Source organism: Paenibacillus sp. FSL E2-0151, assembly GCF_037993015.1.
Lineage (GTDB): Bacteria > Bacillota > Bacilli > Paenibacillales > Paenibacillaceae > Paenibacillus > Paenibacillus amylolyticus.
This window is the reverse complement of sequence record NZ_CP150308.1, coordinates 2,387,089-2,403,273: the sequence shown is the minus strand read 5'-3', so window position 1 is coordinate 2,403,273 and position 16,185 is coordinate 2,387,089. Positions and strand designations below refer to the sequence as shown.

General features: G+C 46.5%; 16 protein-coding genes. 4 read left to right on the top strand and 12 right to left on the bottom strand.

Annotation, left to right across the window (positions count from 1 at the left end; genetic code table 11):
- Positions 1-14 precede the first annotated feature (14 nt).
- The 3 genes from MHI55_RS11165 to MHI55_RS11155 all read right to left on the bottom strand — a co-directional run bounded on the left by MHI55_RS11165 (position 15) and on the right by MHI55_RS11155 (position 3,603).
- On the bottom strand, positions 15-818 hold the full coding sequence (locus MHI55_RS11165; protein ID WP_340032411.1) for a Cof-type HAD-IIB family hydrolase: 804 nt from the start codon (positions 816-818) through the stop codon (positions 15-17).
- 344 nt (positions 819-1,162) lie between these two features.
- On the bottom strand, positions 1,163-1,909 hold the full coding sequence (locus tag MHI55_RS11160) for a pseudouridine synthase (RefSeq protein ID WP_340390006.1): 747 nt from the start codon (positions 1,907-1,909) through the stop codon (positions 1,163-1,165).
- Entirely contained in the window at positions 1,906-3,603 is a 1,698-nt protein-coding gene (locus MHI55_RS11155; protein WP_076249896.1) for an RsmB/NOP family class I SAM-dependent RNA methyltransferase, read from the bottom strand. Before MHI55_RS11155 ends, MHI55_RS11160 begins: the two co-directional genes overlap by 4 nt.
- A gap of 221 nt (positions 3,604-3,824) precedes the next feature.
- Here MHI55_RS11155 and MHI55_RS11150 point away from each other — a divergent pair, with 221 nt between their 5' ends.
- The gene (locus tag MHI55_RS11150; RefSeq protein WP_074094461.1) at positions 3,825-4,373 is read left to right on the top strand and encodes a thioredoxin family protein; all 549 of its coding nucleotides are present in this window, start codon (positions 3,825-3,827) and stop codon (positions 4,371-4,373) included.
- 218 nt (positions 4,374-4,591) lie between these two features.
- On the opposite strand, the gene MHI55_RS11145 is transcribed toward MHI55_RS11150, so the two are convergent.
- The 3 genes from MHI55_RS11145 to MHI55_RS11135 form a co-directional block, all read right to left on the bottom strand.
- The gene (locus MHI55_RS11145; protein ID WP_340390004.1) at positions 4,592-5,074 is read right to left on the bottom strand and encodes a DUF309 domain-containing protein; all 483 of its coding nucleotides are present in this window, start codon (positions 5,072-5,074) and stop codon (positions 4,592-4,594) included.
- On the bottom strand, positions 5,061-5,876 hold the full coding sequence (locus MHI55_RS11140) for a GTP pyrophosphokinase family protein (RefSeq protein WP_036609636.1): 816 nt from the start codon (positions 5,874-5,876) through the stop codon (positions 5,061-5,063). The genes MHI55_RS11145 and MHI55_RS11140 overlap by 14 nt, the downstream gene beginning before the upstream one ends.
- A 135-nt stretch (positions 5,877-6,011) precedes the next feature.
- Positions 6,012-7,109: a quinone-dependent dihydroorotate dehydrogenase gene (locus tag MHI55_RS11135; RefSeq protein ID WP_340390002.1), complete on the bottom strand. Its 1,098-nt coding sequence runs from the start codon at positions 7,107-7,109 to the stop codon at positions 6,012-6,014.
- Positions 7,110-7,364: 255 nt separating this feature from the next.
- On the opposite strand from MHI55_RS11135, the gene MHI55_RS11130 reads away from it, so the two are divergent.
- Positions 7,365-7,502 carry a hypothetical protein gene (locus MHI55_RS11130; protein ID WP_017689367.1) on the top strand — a complete coding sequence of 46 codons (138 nt, stop codon included), beginning with the start codon at positions 7,365-7,367 and terminating at the stop codon, positions 7,500-7,502.
- Between the two features lie 42 nt (positions 7,503-7,544).
- Here the strand turns inward: MHI55_RS11130 and MHI55_RS11125 are convergent, their stop codons facing one another.
- The 3 genes from MHI55_RS11125 to MHI55_RS11115 form a co-directional block, all read right to left on the bottom strand.
- On the bottom strand, positions 7,545-8,987 hold the full coding sequence (locus tag MHI55_RS11125) for a L,D-transpeptidase family protein (protein WP_340389999.1): 1,443 nt from the start codon (positions 8,985-8,987) through the stop codon (positions 7,545-7,547).
- A gap of 218 nt (positions 8,988-9,205) precedes the next feature.
- Positions 9,206-9,448, bottom strand: a complete 243-nt coding sequence (locus tag MHI55_RS11120) for a ferredoxin (protein ID WP_017689369.1) — start codon at positions 9,446-9,448, stop codon at positions 9,206-9,208.
- A gap of 116 nt (positions 9,449-9,564) precedes the next feature.
- On the bottom strand, positions 9,565-10,866 hold the full coding sequence (locus MHI55_RS11115) for a DNA polymerase IV (RefSeq protein ID WP_076249898.1): 1,302 nt from the start codon (positions 10,864-10,866) through the stop codon (positions 9,565-9,567).
- A gap of 531 nt (positions 10,867-11,397) precedes the next feature.
- Here MHI55_RS11115 and cimA point away from each other — a divergent pair.
- Positions 11,398-13,017, top strand: coding sequence for a citramalate synthase (gene cimA / locus MHI55_RS11110; RefSeq protein WP_076249899.1), 1,620 nt, complete (start codon positions 11,398-11,400; stop codon positions 13,015-13,017).
- An 82-nt stretch (positions 13,018-13,099) separates the two neighbouring features.
- Here the strand turns inward: cimA and MHI55_RS11105 are convergent, their stop codons facing one another.
- On the bottom strand, positions 13,100-13,651 hold the full coding sequence (locus MHI55_RS11105; protein WP_100529308.1) for a TlpA disulfide reductase family protein: 552 nt from the start codon (positions 13,649-13,651) through the stop codon (positions 13,100-13,102).
- 226 nt (positions 13,652-13,877) lie between these two features.
- Here MHI55_RS11105 and MHI55_RS11100 point away from each other — a divergent pair, with 226 nt between their 5' ends.
- Positions 13,878-14,369, top strand: a complete 492-nt coding sequence (locus tag MHI55_RS11100; RefSeq protein ID WP_076249900.1) for a M67 family metallopeptidase — start codon at positions 13,878-13,880, stop codon at positions 14,367-14,369.
- Here the strand turns inward: MHI55_RS11100 and MHI55_RS11095 are convergent.
- On the bottom strand, positions 14,355-15,092 hold the full coding sequence (locus tag MHI55_RS11095) for an exonuclease domain-containing protein (protein ID WP_017689374.1): 738 nt from the start codon (positions 15,090-15,092) through the stop codon (positions 14,355-14,357). The genes MHI55_RS11100 and MHI55_RS11095 overlap by 15 nt on opposite strands.
- Positions 15,089-16,177 carry a DUF294 nucleotidyltransferase-like domain-containing protein gene (locus MHI55_RS11090; protein ID WP_340389995.1) on the bottom strand — a complete coding sequence of 363 codons (1,089 nt, stop codon included), beginning with the start codon at positions 16,175-16,177 and terminating at the stop codon, positions 15,089-15,091. Before MHI55_RS11090 ends, MHI55_RS11095 begins: the two co-directional genes overlap by 4 nt.
- Between the last annotated feature and the right edge of the window lie 8 nt (positions 16,178-16,185).

Genomic DNA, 16,185 nt, shown 5'->3' with positions numbered 1-16,185 from the left:
TATAAGATGTAGGGTTAGACGGATAACACATATTTTTGGATTGCGTGTGCCACACCCTGCTCGTTATTGGAGAGTGTAACCTCGTCCGCAGCAGCTTTCACCTCGTCCGGTGAATTATCCATGGCAATGCCTTTTCCCGCAAAAGTCAGCATCGTAATATCATTGAAGTAGTTGCCAATCGCCATAATCTCCGAAGGCATGATTCCTTTCGATTCAGCAAGCCTTTTAAGTGCAGCGCCTTTGGACGCTTCGGGATGCATCAGATCAATAAAAAAGTCACCACTCCGTGTCATATAATAAGGCAGATTCCAGGTAGACCATTCCTGAAGTACTGCATCCATCTGTTTAATCGGACCAAATGCAGTGAACTTCGCCAGCGGTTCTGTCATGTCAACCCACTTGGGTAACTTCAGCGGCTCAGCCATAAAGTTGTAATACATCTCACGTACCTGCAACCCCAAACCTTCCGGTTGATCCACATACAGACCAAATGCCGTATTGATGTCAAAATGTACTCCATTGGCTCGACAGTAGGATATAATCGGCTCCAGTCCTTGTCCATCTAATGCAAAATGATGAACTACCTCACGGGTATCGACTTGTGCGGTAACGGCGCCGTTATGCGTAATCACATATCCATCCAGTCCCATCTGCTCCATAAAAGGAATCGTGTTGGCAGGACCTCTACCTGAACACAGGACAATCTCTGCTCCCTGACGGGAAGCTTGGATCAAGGTCTCCTGAGTCCATTCGGTAAGTTCATGATGATCATTCAGCAGTGTTCCATCTACATCAAGTGCAATTAATTTATAAGTCATTCTGGCTTCATCCTCATCTGTTAGTGGTCGCACCCACCCAAACCCTCCCTTCCGAGGGAGGGCCCCAGAGAGCTCTGCCCTCTGGACTCCCGTCTTGCTCACCGGTGTTAGGTCGGGTCTTGCTATGTCACGGTTGTTGTCGGAACGCTTGTTGCCGGGCACACCGCTGGTCAGCGGCGGTCCCGCCCAAGCTTAACCGGGACCATTACGGGCAGGGCTTCGCTCTCTGCCCGGCTCCCTGCTTCACTTCGTGAAGGTCGGGAGCTTTCTCGCCTTCGGCGTTAGTATCGGGGCTCCGCTTCCCTCCACGACTCCCTGCTCCGCTTCGCGAAGGACGGGAGCTTTTACTTCCGCAGAAGGCTCAACTCATCTGCGGTTAGTTCACGATAGCTTCCGATAGCAAGATCGGAAGCTAGTTCCAGCTCACCCATGGCTACGCGTTTCAGATAGACCACTCGCTTGCCTACCGCCTGAAACATACGTTTCACTTGGTGAAACTTCCCTTCGTGAATAATAAGCGAGATCGACGAGATCGTACCTTCTTCCGTCTCTTCCTGACCGAGTATAGTCAGCTGAGCAGGTAATGTCTCGTACCCGTCATCCAATTGAATGCCCGCCTTGAAACGTTGCACATCCGCTTCATCCACGTTTCCCAGCACACGGGCTTCATAGGTTTTGGGCACATGCTTGCGTGGAGATAACAGATCATGGGCAAGTGGACCGTCATTCGTAAGAATGAGCAGTCCCTCCGTATCCTTATCCAGTCGTCCCACAGGAAAAGGATTGAACACCCGATCCTCTTTGCGCAGCAGATCCAGTACCGTCTTATCTCTGTTGTCCTCGGTAGCAGACACGACACCCGGAGGTTTATGCAACATCAGATAGGTCATCTCCCGATACACAATCCGCTCACCATCGGCTTCAATAACGTTGACCTCAGGGTTCACCTGTACACCACTGTCTTTCACCGCTTTGCCGTCCACATGGATTCTGCCTTGTTTCACCATCTTTTTGAGTTCACTTCGTGTTCCCACACCCATATGGCTTAATATTTTGTCCAGACGCAACGTTTGTTTGCCTTTTCCACTCATACCGATGTCCACCTCCACCCTGCCGGATATTCATTCTTCAGTACACCATCCAGCCATTTTCCCCAGCCAGCGGCATAACCATCTACACATACAAGAACATACCCTTTGGCAAACGTATCCGCCTTGAGCACCACTCGTTCTTCTTCAATATTTAACGTTTCACCCTTGAGGTATCTCACGGCTTCGCCATCAGCGGATGACAGATTTACGCTTCTCCGTGCTTCAGATGCATTCAGAGCACACGCAAGCGGGTGGGACGGAACAAATCGTCCATTCTTGATCGTGCCCATAAACCAGCCTGGACGAATGACTTTCAGTCCCTCCAACCGAGCTGCACCAACCGATGATTGATACACACGATCTCCATAACATACCGTCTCTCCCGTTAACTCAATCTCCAATTGTTCTTTCATAAACTGACTGTAGATCGCAACCGGATCAATACTTGCCGAATCAGCTCCGCGTCCATGACCCCGTTCCGATTTACGACCACCGTGATCTTTACCTTTTTTGCCCTGTTTACCCGAATTCTTGCCGCCGCCAGCCTGTCTGTCATGGGACTCTCGGGATTCGATTCGCAATAAACGTTCCTTTTTACGATCAGCCTTGGTTATAGCAATTGAAGAAGCAGCAATAGAGTGATCCTTGTTCCCCTCTGCTTCAATCCTGGGCACATCCACGACCTGCCCATACTCCATTGCTCCTTCTTTAACTACTCCAGGTTGATCTGTTTCTACTTCTTGCCCTAGACGATGCTGCAATACAGCGACATAATGTCCCTCTCCTTCCAAAAGGTGAGGCCACAATCTTGCGGTGCCACGCGTTTGATCCAGTACAGCTTCCGTCTCCTCTGCCTTCTCTGGCATCATCTGACGTACCCATTCCGGACGTCCTGTTGCGAACCCTGTATCTTCAGGAATGTCCATTACTACGAAATCCCGGTTTACATTCAGGAACTCCGCAATCATCGCTTCGTTTTCCTCCGGCGCAAAGGTACATGTCGAATATACGATGGTTCCTCCCGGTGCCAGCAACCGTGCCGCAGTCTCCAAGATATCCCGCTGCATGAGCACACATTTTTCCACCGAATGATGTTCCCACGATTTCACCATGTCTTCATCTTTGCGGAACATACCTTCACCTGAGCAAGGCGCATCAATTAATACTTTGTCAAAATAATGAGGAAATGCATTTGCGATCCGCTCTGGCGACTCATTCAAAACAACCGCGTTACGCACCCCGTACAACTCCACGTTTTTGGCCAGCGCTTTGGTGCGTTCAGCATGGATATCGTTCGTCACAAGTACACCCTTGCCCTGCAGCTTTGCAGCAATCTGTGTTGTTTTCCCTCCAGGAGCAGCACACAGATCAAGCACACGATCTCCAGGCTCCACCTGCAATAATTCAACTGGAGCCATTGCACTTGGTTCCTGTATATAATACAGGCCTGCATGATAATAAGGGTGCAGCCCCGGTTTAACACCATGAGGTACATAGAATCCTGTCTCACACCACGGAATAGGTCTTAGATCAAACGGAGCAATCTCATCGAATTGTTCCATCGATATTTTTAGCGTATTCACTCTCAGTCCCGCATGGGGAGACTGTTCATAAGATTTCATAAATTGTTCAAACTCATCACCCAGCAAACTTTTCATTCGCTCAGCAAATATCAAAGGTAACTTTACACCCATATTCCCACTCATCCTGTCTTGGTAAGATTGCAATATCGTTTTATTTTATCATATCCAAGCTTTGCTTTCCTATCATATCGTATCTATTCCACTACAGCGTGTAATGTAGTATAATGGCAAGTAGATTGATTCCTGAGCAAAAATTCGGGTGTTTATGCATATTATCCCAACCTTTATTTTTGCCCAAACTATATTTCGATATGATCGATGGGGGATGTCCAATGAAATCCAAGAAGAAAAAGAAAAGTGCTGCGATCCTTATTTTCCTGGGTATTTTAATCATTATGATTGCAGCACTGGTTGTCGTAGACCAGCAATCCAAGAAACAGATGGATTCAGTGGAAAATGCTTATGGCATCGCTGCTTCCAAGCTTAATCCAGCTACACGGGAGCTACTTAGTGATCCCAACTATCAACAAATTATTGTACCCACTGATCTCAAAGCCAAAATCGATAACAAAGACAGCTTTTTCGTTTATTTCTTTGCTTCCGATTGCTCGCACTGCCGTGCAACAACACCTCAGTTGATGCCACTGGTTGACAGTGAAGGTATTGAGCTTCCGCAGTTCAATCTGCGTGAATTCGAAGCAGGATGGACCGATTACAATATCGAGTTCACGCCTACACTCGTCTATTATGAGGCTGGTGTCGAGAAAGACCGTATGGTTGGCGGACTGAAAGAGAATGGCAGTGACCAAGGCTACACACTGGATGATTACAAACAATTTTTCCAAAAATATAAAGGCAGCGCTACTCCTTCGGCAAGCTAACTGATAGATCCGTTTCCACAAGTATCTACAATCAGGCACTTGTATCACCAGACACTGTTCTGTTGAAGGACAGGCCGTGCCACCTGCAATCATCTGAATATGACGCAACATTCAAAAACACCCCGATCGTTCCCTTTACAGGAATCGTCGGGGTGTTTCATATACATGGAACTTCATATCCATGGGATGCTCATTTGAATGTTAACGCTGATTACGGTTCAACTTTTACTCTGATCCATCGCCTTCATCTTCTCTTCGTATATTCGCCCTCTGGTAGGACTCCGGCGCTGCGGAATATTAGGTTTTAGCTCAAGCGATCTTCTAGATATCTCTTGTTCTAAGACCTCATCAACAATTCGTATGGACAAATCCCTATAAGTCACAGACTGAGCGTCAGGCTCAGACAGTTGCTTCACGATTGCCTTTACTTCCTGTACCAAAATCCCAAGCTCAATGCCCAGAGTCGTAGCAGGATAAGGTTCCAGAAGATCAAGTGAGCTCTGTAACATCATCGTTCCTCCGCGGAGATTGCCATTCCTGAAGTGGTATAAACCAACTGCAATTTGCAACAACCCTTTATAGAGAGAATCCCGGTTACGTTCCAGCCACAATTCTTCCAACACCTCATGACACTCGAAATAATCCTGATCCCGATTGAAGTAGATTAAGTAGTCAACGTACAGTGGCTCATAGGTGCTCATCCGGGTTTTCGCCCTTTCTGGCGTTGTTCAGAAGTTTCTTCACGTCATCCAGCAAGTCTTTGAGCCCTTCCATATCATGCCGTTCCCAGTAATCGTTAAATCGCTTCTGTGCTTCAATTGCTTCACTGACAAGGTGGTAGAAGTATAATTGATGAATGATATTCAATGTTCTTGACACGATATTGGAATCATCCTCAAATGCCTTCTGCGCCTCCAAAATCTGTAGACGAATTGCAGACATCTCGTTATCCAGTATAAACGCGGCCTCAGCCGTTTTTTTCAGCCTGGTTCTCATCTCATCAGGTAACCCTTCGCGAAACTTGTAACTCAGCGAATGTTCAATGGTAGCCCAGAAATTCATGGCAAGTGTCCGGATCTGTATCTCGGCCAAAACTTTCTTTTGTCCCAGAGCCGTCTGAACAGGATACTCAATAATCATATGGAAGCTGCGATAGCCGCTCTCTTTGAAATTCGTAATGTAATCTTTCTCAATGAGTACCGTGAGATCCTTACGACCTCGAATATACTCGGCAACCCGGCGGATATCATCCACGAACTGGCACATAATGCGGATACCTGCAATATCCTCAATGCCTGTTTCCACGTCATCAAGCGACACATTCAGTCGTCTGGATTTCTCCAAAATACTGGATATTTTTTTGACACGACCGGTAACGAATTCAATCGGGGCATACTCTTCCCGTTTCTTCAGTTCCGCTCGCATTGTCTTAAACTTGACTTTCAATTCCTCTACCGCTTGTTCATAAGGAAGTAAAAATGTACCCCAGTCTCTACCGTCCATGCTTATGCCTCCTGTCTCTATAGCGTCCCCTGTTCTATTCCATTATACATGATGTTTGGTGGGGGGAAGAGTCCCGAACCATTTTACGCTCTTCCCATGCTTCTATATTTTCATTCCGGGGATTCACATTCCTTCTTACCGATGCTCCGCACCAACCGCTTCGGAGATATGACGATAACCGTCCTTGCGTAGCAACTCACGCAGTCCGGCATGAATGCGCCGATTCACCTCAGGTCCTTCATAGATCAATGCTGTATATATTTCGACCAAGCTTGCTCCGGCTTTAATTTTCTCGTATGCATCCTCACTTGTGAAAATGCCACCTGAACCGATAATCGGAAGTTTGCCTTCGGTCTGGCGATAGATCTGGCGAATAATCTCCGTTGAACGGTCACGTAGAGGTTTACCGCTCAGACCACCTGTTTCCTTCGCATGTTGGTGGGAAAGTCCTGTACGACTGATGGTTGTGTTCGTAGCAATAATGCCAGCAACACCGCTGTCTGCAATTGTTTGAACCATATATTCAAGTTCCTGATCATTCACATCCGGTGCGATCTTCACCAGAACGGATTTGGTCGGTCCGCCCGCTCGTGCATGCTGCACGTTCATCTCGTTCATAACCGCAGCGAGCAGTTCCTTCAATTCATTCCCATGTTGCAGATTACGCAAATCCGGTGTATTTGGTGAACTGATATTAACCACGAACAGATCAGCATAATCGTATAGTGCCTGAATGCACTTCGAATAGTCCAGGTGAGCTTCCTCATTAGAAGTTGCCTTATTCTTGCCGATGTTAACAGCCACTGGAATACGCCGATCCTGTAGACGTGCCAATTCACCTGCCATGGCTTCCGCACCAAGATTGTTAAAGCCCATTCGGTTCACCAACGCCTCATCTGGAGGCAAACGGAACAGCCGTGGTTGATCGTTACCAGGTTGTGCAAGTGGTGTCACGGTTCCCACTTCCATGAATCCAAATCCGATGGAAGAAAAGCCCGTTACGGCCTGCCCGTTTTTGTCCAGACCCGCAGCCAGACCAACAGGTGTAGGGAAATGACACCCAAACATGTCAACAGCCAGATCAGACGTTTCACGAACGCCGTACATCACACGCAGTCCGGAAGGAACCGGACGGATGCTACCCACGCCACTAAGGCCGCCAATAATCAGATGATGGGCCTGTTCAGGGTCCATTTTGAACAACAAAGGTTTAGCAAGACTTCTGTATAACAAATCACTCACTCCGTTCTGGTCCGGTACGCCAAAAAGCCGTTGTCCGTCTTTTCATATGTAAAAAAACACTCTACTCACAAGTTTATCTGTTTCTTATTAAAAAGGAAAGTAGTTTGCGCATAGACAGCACAAATCGAATAATACAAAATGCTCACAAGAAATCCACCCGCCCACTGGAAATGACGAGTTGAATTCTTTACAATGAGAGCATGGTTACTCTACACCAGTTCTATTCCAAATAAGGAGGAATAACTCATGGCTCCCAAACGTAAACCACCTGCATTACAGCAAAAGAAAGAAGAAGTGAATCGCAAAGCCATTGCATGGACAGCAGCCAGTGTAGGCGGCTTGATCATCATCATTGGTGCTCTTATCATTATTGCCAACATGTAGATGATTCAGGCTGAATCCATCTGATTCTACATATCAAACAGATCAATTCAGCCAGTGATACGTTTTGTTCGGATTATTCTGCTTTGGAACAAGCGTATGCTGATAACGCTGCTTTGCTTCTGGAACAAGCGTCAGATCTGGCAGTACATCTTCTCCAATGCGTACCGGAGTGCCTTGCGGAGCAAGAGCGAATAACTCTTCTACATCTCCTGTACGCATTCTCACACATCCAAGGGACTCATCCAGTCCGATACTGTCTGGCTCGTTGGTCCCGTGGATGGCATAATTCGTATTCGAGAGTTGCATACCTCTGCTTCCAAACTCACCGTTCGAGCGTCCATTCGGATTGACCACTTTATCTGTAATGACAAATGACCCCTCCGGTGTTCGATCACCGCCAAGTCCCACATCATACATACGAACAATGGTATCCCCACTGATTAATGCAAGTTTATGTTTATTCTTATCAATGACAATCTCCAGCGGTTCCTGCAAAAAAGGCTGACCTCCCAGCGTATCTGCAAAAGCGGCATTTTTGCCTTGAGACAAATTCGAAGTCGTTGAACCATTCTCTTTACCACTCGAATCGTTCTTTCCTTCCTGTACCTTTCCTTGATGCAAAGCTAGCAGCTTCGGAAACATCTCGGTCATCCCTGACGCAGTCTCTCCCAGAATATTGTTCGGAAATGGCTGAGCCATTTGCGTTACACTCTTGGGCCAAGCGTCATTTTTTTTGCGATAGGCAACGATTGCACTTGATAATGATGCAGCTGCTTCCTGCTTGGCGGTCCACGCCAAGGCCATCTTTTTGATTTTCGGTGTAATTTCAGGAGGTTCACAGTTACATTGCTTGGCATCATAACTCTGTGCAGTTAATTTCCCGCTTGTATTGGTTTGTACTATGTATTTCACAGGCATATTTCGCTTCCATAAAGACCAGTCATCCGTGGTTTGCATACCCAGTACAGCAGAAGTCTCTACTTTTGGGCCAGACCCGGACCAGGCAGCTGCGAGCGCAGCCTCGCCATGATTACCTCCACCAAATGCCGCAGCAGTGAACACATTGCTTGGCGCAATGGATGCAGTTCCAACCTGTTTATCCGCTTCTACAGGCGCTTCGATGTCATCCGTGGATTCCAGTGCGGCTGACAGTGCGTCAGCTGCTTCCCGACTGAAACCCGGAGCGTCCGCAGGTGGCAGACCTGCCAACACAAGCAGCATGAGCAACGTAAGCCACATTTTGCGTCTACGTTGTTTTCTCTCCTTTTGCTCAGACATCTCCACCAGTTTCTCCTGATAGTCTACCCAGATGTCAGCAGGAGCTTTACTGCGTTCAAATGCCTCATAAACCTCGCCCGCTTGCTGAAAGCAATAGTTGGCTTTGGCCTCCTGTCCTTCGCCCAAATACTCCTTTCCGAGCAAGTACCAGGCCATTTTATTGTCGGGATGTTTCTTGACATATGTTCTTAGATGAGTATTTTGCATCCGATCCTCCACTATTTCGCCTTTTTCCGTATATCATTATATATCGGCATAACCAGGCGTTGAATCCATAGGACTTGAGTACCCGGTGGAAAAAAGGGGGGTCGACAATGTTCGTCCTTGATCCATAGTCAGATAATCACAGTTAAATGAATGCAAAAAAAGCACCTTCCTTTGTCGTTAAGACAAAAGAAAGTGCTCTATGTTCATGTGAGAAATACTTAGCCTTCTTTATTGAAAGGCTCGTCCGCTACTTTGATTGAATCTGTAGGGCAGCCATCGCATGCATCCTGCATATCGTCAAACAAGTCGTCTGGAATAGCTTTGACACCATGGTTAGCATCGCCGTCAAAGATAACTTCAGCCAAACCTTCATCATCATAATCGTAGATGTCTGGAGCTGTTGCTCCACAAGCGCCACATGCGATGCATGTGTCTTTTTCAACCCAAGTATATTTACTCATTTACATTCTCTCCTCCTAAAATTCAAAACGTACAGTGTTTTTATCTAGAAACATATTAATACAAAGTAAGGATAATTACAAACATTTTGCAACCACAAGTCTCTATTATCCCTTATTTAATCAAGACTTTGCAAGTTATCTTTTTGCAGGGAAGTACCGCGCACTTTATGATTACGAAGCAGCACGGAAGGATCGTCTCCAAGCATGCCCGCGGTCACAACAGCATTCTCACCAAATTTATCACGTAACTGATCCATAATCCGAATCAGATTGTCCTTCTTGGGCTTCTGCTCATATTCGAACAAGTCCATCTGTACAGCGGATTCCTCTCTTGGAATCAGGTTTTGAAGTGTCACACCCAGCATGCGTACAGGTTTGCCACTACCCCAATGCTTCTCAAATAGTTTACAGGCCTCACGGTAAATGACCGTTGCATCCTCCGTAGGAACTTCCATTAGACGTGATCGAGTGATTGTCTTCATATCCGGTGTCCGGATTGTAATCTGAATACCCTGACTGAACATTTCGTGCTTGCGCAACCTTCTGGCTACCTGGTCACTTATATTGAGGAACACCCGATGAATCTCATTCATATCCGATACATCCGCCGGTAAAGTGGTTGTATGCCCAATGGATTTATTGGCTTCACGTTCCGCGTGAACTGCGGAATGGTTAATGCCATTCGCGGAATTTTTGAGCCATGCTCCATTAACTCCAAATAGTTCGGTCAACATGTTCTCATCCGACTTGGCCAATTGACCAATCGTTTCAATACCCAGTTTTTTCAACTTTTCGGCCGTTTTTTTGCCAATGCCAAACATCTCGTTGCATGGTCTGTGCCAAAGAATCCGGGGTACGTCTCTCATGCGTAAAATGGAAATACCGTTCGGTTTTTTCAGATCCGAAGCCATTTTCGCCAATAATTTGTTGGGTGCAATGCCAATGGAACATGGCAGCCCCAATTCATCCTTGATTCTACGCTGAATGCTCTCCGCAATCTCCATTGGATTCCCGAATTGCCTTGAACCTGTAATATCAAGATAACATTCATCAATGGATGTAGCCTCAAGTTGAGGCGTATAACTATACGCAATCTGCATGAAGGCTCTTGAATATTGACGATATAAATGGAAATCAGGACGAATCACAATGAGATCAGGGCACTTTTTCATGGCTTGGTGCACAACCATACCTGTTGAGATGCCTCGATTACGAGCGGCATATGAGCAGGTTACAATTACACCCTTTCGCAGTTCACTGCTGCCCGCAACGGCCGTTGCTTTTCCTCTATATAAATCTGGTTCCTCGGCTTCATGTACAGAGCAGTAGAAAGCATTCATATCGACATGCAGAATTACCCGTCCGGCTGCAGGGTAATATTGATCCACATTTGCTGGAGGATTGCCGCCTGAAGACATCATGAACCCCCGCCCTTTCTTGCACACTAATTAATGAAACGAATTTCTTTCTTCTATAGTATATCAAACCCGTTATGTTAATTCAGTCATGAGCATTTATTTTCTGCGAGATCTGATCAGAGACCGAATAATTAACCAGCCTACACTCACAAAAAGTATCAAAGTGATCAGAGCAATAATCGTATTTTCCCATACAAAACTCAAAATTAACCCTCCTTTTCTTCCATATATTCCAATTAAAACTCAATAATAGATTATAACATACATCCGGATTATGATTAACATCCTTCTTTTTTCTCTAAAATCCGTTAATTGTTACATGAAACTGCGATTTCTATGTAGCATTTGGCTATAATGGTGCTATAATAATTAATTATACAAATTGACGACTTTAGGACAAATCAGCGCATTGAGTTTAACACAGTGTAGCGTTGCCGAATCGAAGGATTCGTCCACTAACGTACTTAACAGCTTTTCCTAACTTACAATCCAAACTTTTAAAAGAGCGCTTTATCTCAAAGGAGGATCTTCATGTCAAAGGCCATTTCCATCTTCGATACGACTTTACGTGACGGCACACAAGGGGAGGGTGTCAGCTTATCGGCAGACGACAAACTCAAAATTGCCAAGAAGCTTGATGACCTGGGTGTCCATTATATTGAAGGCGGAATTCCCGGCAGCAATACCAAGGACATTGAGTTTTTCAAAAGAGTCAAGGAATTAAACCTCAACGCAAAGGTTGTTGCTTTTGGCAGTACCCGCCGTAAAGGCAGCGTTGCTAGTGAAGACGCCAACCTGAAGCGCATGATCGAATCTGGTGCTCAGGCTGCAACCCTGGTCGGTAAATCATGGGACTTCCATGTGCATACCGCTTTGCAGACTACTTTGGAAGAAAATTTGTCCATGATCTATGATTCCATCGCCTATCTGAAACAGAATGGAATGGAAGTGATCTTTGATGCAGAACACTTCTTTGACGGGTTCAAACATAACCCGGAGTATGCTCAAGCGGTCTTGACCAAGGCCCACGAAGCTGGAGCGGACTGGCTCGTTATGTGTGATACCAATGGCGGGACGATGCCAAACGAGGTGCACGAGATCGTATCCACACTGCATAGAATCCTGCCTCATGCACATCTCGGGATCCATACACATAATGATTGTGAATTGGCTGTCGCCAACACACTCAGCGCTGTACAAGCCGGAGCCCGTCAGGTGCAAGGAACGATGAACGGTTATGGAGAGCGTTGCGGTAACGCCAATCTCGCATCCATTATCCCGAACCTGCAACTGAAACTTGGCTATGAATGTGTTACTGATGATTCCATGAGACAACTTACAAACGTGGCTCGTTATGTTAGCGAGATTGCCAATGTGAATATGCCGATTAATCAGCCTTATGTCGGCAATGCTGCTTTTGCTCACAAAGGTGGGATTCACGTCTCTGCCATCCTGCGGGATTCACGTACCTATGAACACATCGTGCCTGAACTGGTTGGTAACAAACAACGTGTGCTGGTCTCTGAACTTGCCGGACAAAGTAACATTGTATCCAAAGCTCAGGAACTGGGGCTTGAGTTCGATCCAAGCAGTGCCAATTCACGTCAGATTATTGAAAAGATCAAAGACTTGGAACATCAGGGTTACCAGTTCGAAGGCGCAGATGCTTCGCTTGAATTGTTAATTCGTGAAGCGAACGGTGATATGAAAGAATTGTTCACGTTTGAATCATTCAAAATGCTTGTAGAGAAAACGGCAGGCAAATCCGTTGTTTCTGAAGCTTTTGTCAAAGTGAATATCGCTGGAACAAGCGCTTATACCGCTGCTGAAGGTAACGGTCCGGTGAATGCACTCGATAATGCGCTTCGGAAAGCACTGGTGCAATACTTCCCTTCACTCGCCAACATGCACCTCTCGGACTACAAAGTACGTGTACTGGATGAGAAAGATGCCACAGCCGCGAAAGTTCGTGTATTGATCGAATCCAAAAATACGGAGAACACATGGAACACTGTCGGTGTATCCGAGAACGTAATTGAAGCAAGTTGGGAAGCGCTCGTTCACAGTTTCCGCTATGCATTGCTTCAAGAAAAATTGCAGGATGAGCCGGGCACACTCCCTATTCCTGCTCATGGGATAAGCAACCACTAATAACGCTTATTTCCCGGAAAATAAAAAGAAGCCTCTGTACCCATGATTCATGGATGCAAAGGCTTCTTTGTTTACATGAAAATTAATTCGCAATTAACTTTTTAATCTTACGTTCCAACTCTTTCTCGGGTAATATGCCCAGAACAATCTCCTGTATAACTCCTCTGGAGTCAATCAGAACATTCGTTGGAAAAGCCACCCCATTGTATTGAGCATACACAGTCCCCTTCTCATCCAAGGGAATAGGGAATGTCAGTTGGTACTCATCCACAAAAGCTTTGGCATCCTTGAGTTTATCGTATGACGTTACATTAACCCCATACATGTCAAGCTTATCCTTGTATTTTGCAGCCATTCTGTTCAGCTCTGGAGCTTCCTGCTTACACGGCTCACACCAGGATGCCCAGAAACTGACAAACGTGGCCTTATCTTTGGCACCGCCCACACTGTACGTCTTCCCATCCATTGCTGTCAGAGAAAAAGCAGGCGCCAGAAGACCCGCACGAGGTCCCGTCTCTGTAGGCATGGGTTCTTCCTGCTTAAAGACGGCTGCAATGCCGTCACCCGCATTCTGGGCCAGTGCAATACCAACCAGCAAGACAACACCAAGGAGTATGTATATGTTTCGTTTCATAACCCGCCACCCTTTTATATAATTAGCATATTGAAACTGAAACCGTAATTTCTGCATATGCTAAGTGTTTATCACGCTCTATCATAGTTCACCAGAACATGATTCCCAAATGTTCTCTTTATTATTGTACCCTTTTCCTTTAAAATTTTACAATCCGCATCACAGAAAATAAAATGAAAAAGGACTCCTGCCATAGCAGGAGCCAAAGAGAGAGGGGTGAATACAAATGGCAGCACTTCACGGGCAGCAAAACGCCTTCTACATCCCTTCTTCCGTAGAACAAGAGATGTCAAAGCACATGTTCCTTTCGCTGCCGCAAGAAGCCTGCGGGGTTATGCTGGGTGAAACCGCAGCGGGCGGTATACGAATCAGTCGGTTTCAGCCCATTCGTAACGTAGCACCTGACCCGCTGCACCATTTTACTCTGGATGATGCCGAATGGATTCGGTGCGTATTCTCCGAGCCCAAGCTCATCGGTATCTTCCATTCTCATCCCCAGACCAGGCCTGTTCCTTCCTTAGAGGACTTGCAAGCTCTTCCGGCCTTCGCCGGTTTGCTTCAGATGTACCTCATCGGCTCACCCGACCTTACAAGCGGGTCGCGATCTCATATGCATCTGAACGGTTATCGGATTGAATCTTCGAAGGAATCGCAGGATCCGGCACAACACGTTGTGCCTTCATACAATCTGCTTCCCGTTCCGTTATGCGTGACTTAGCTGGGTATACAAATCACCCAAAGTCTCCACATTTTTACGAGTCATGTCCTCCAAGTAGCAGGACCATAACTGTGCAGTCATTTTTGAATCTTCCAGTGCATGGTGACGTCCATAGATCGGAATCCCTCTGGATTCCAGCAATTCATCCAAACCATACCCCGGCCTGCTTGGTTCAAGCCAGCGGGCCAACATCATCGTATCGATTAAACGATGTGTCAGCCTTACCTTTGAAGTCCGCCACAGAGCTGCATTCAGAAAAGCTCGGTCATGCGCACTTGCGTGTGCAATCAGAACATTTCCACCTACAAAAGACATGAAATCATGCAACCCTTCCAGCAAAGTTGGTGCGTCCAACGTCATCTCCTGTGTAATACCTGTAAGTTCAGTAATATGTTCCGGAACCGCAGTCTTGGACTGCACCACCGTATAAAACTGTTCTCCTTCCAGTACCACACCTCCATGTATACGGACCGCACCAAATGAGATAATCTCATCCCCGTGCTGGGGCGAAAATCCCGTCGTTTCCAGATCAAATACAACTGCGTCCAGCTCATTTAGAGGTGTATGCAGAACCTCAGGTCTGCGTTGTTCTCTCATCATAGAGCGGATAAACGCCATGTGTTGCGCCGTAGGGGCTCCCATAATGGAAGCGATGGCGGAAGGAACCCCTCCCTGACGCAGCGAATTCCAGAATCCTGTATTGCCCCTTGCCGGCTCTCTCATGGACGTCTCCTTTCTGCAAAACGCAACTGTCTTTGCAAAGCACGATGCACTCGTCGTACCAACCCGAGCGTATCCCTGAGCTCATAATGAATCTGTTTTTGTTTCATCTGTTTCTCATCCAGAAACCCACTGCTATGTTGCAAATCCCCTTGGATGACAACCGGTGTACTTCTGCGAAATTTCAAAGCAGCTAAGAAGGCCCGCTGGCATGCATCCAGTAATGTAAATGGAACAGCTTCAAGTGAAGTCAGTCTCTCCATTCTTTTTAACGTAGATGACTCCTTGATTCCATGTTGCAAAGCCAAATAACGAGCACTGTTCACCAGCGGAATGTACAAGCCATACTTGACATCAAATCCGCCTGCATGTTCACCAAATCGTTCTGTGACCACACGTCCAAGTACATTTAATGTAGCTTTATGTTTAACCGTATTGCGAAGAACTGCATCCGAAAGTTCAGGAATCAGTCTGAACTGTTCATAAAAACTCGTGATCCATTCCTCCGCCAGACTTTGCTCACCTGCAACAAAACGCATGTCTGAAGCAATAATCAGATTACGAACGGGCTCCCAATTCAGATCCGAGCTCCAATCTGCTAATTGTTGTTTCCATGACGCCAGCGTTTTTCTCCAGAGTGGCTCTGAGCACATGACTTTACCTTCGCACTTGGCGTAACCAAGCTCTTCTAACATATCCGTCATTCGCTGTCCGAGCTGAGCAAAATATTCCTCTTTACCTTCATGCGGAGTATCGCTAATGATCATGCCATTATCCTGATCACTCCATAACGTTGCTTCTTCCCTGCCGGAACTGCCAAATACGATAAAGGCATAGGGGACGGGAGGTTGGCCGAAGCCTTCCTCAACCATCCCCTGAATGCATAACTCTACTGCTTTCCGTGCAATCCGGTCATGCAGTTCATTTACCGTTTGGTACCACTCGATCGGCGACAAGGAAGCGGACAACAATTCCTGGAGCTCGTTCTGTAATATCACACGTGCCTGGCGCAGTTCTTGAGAAGACACCGCACCATCGATTCCCTGATAAGACCAGGAATAGTTTGTATACGAGATGGGTTCCATCATGTCCAGCC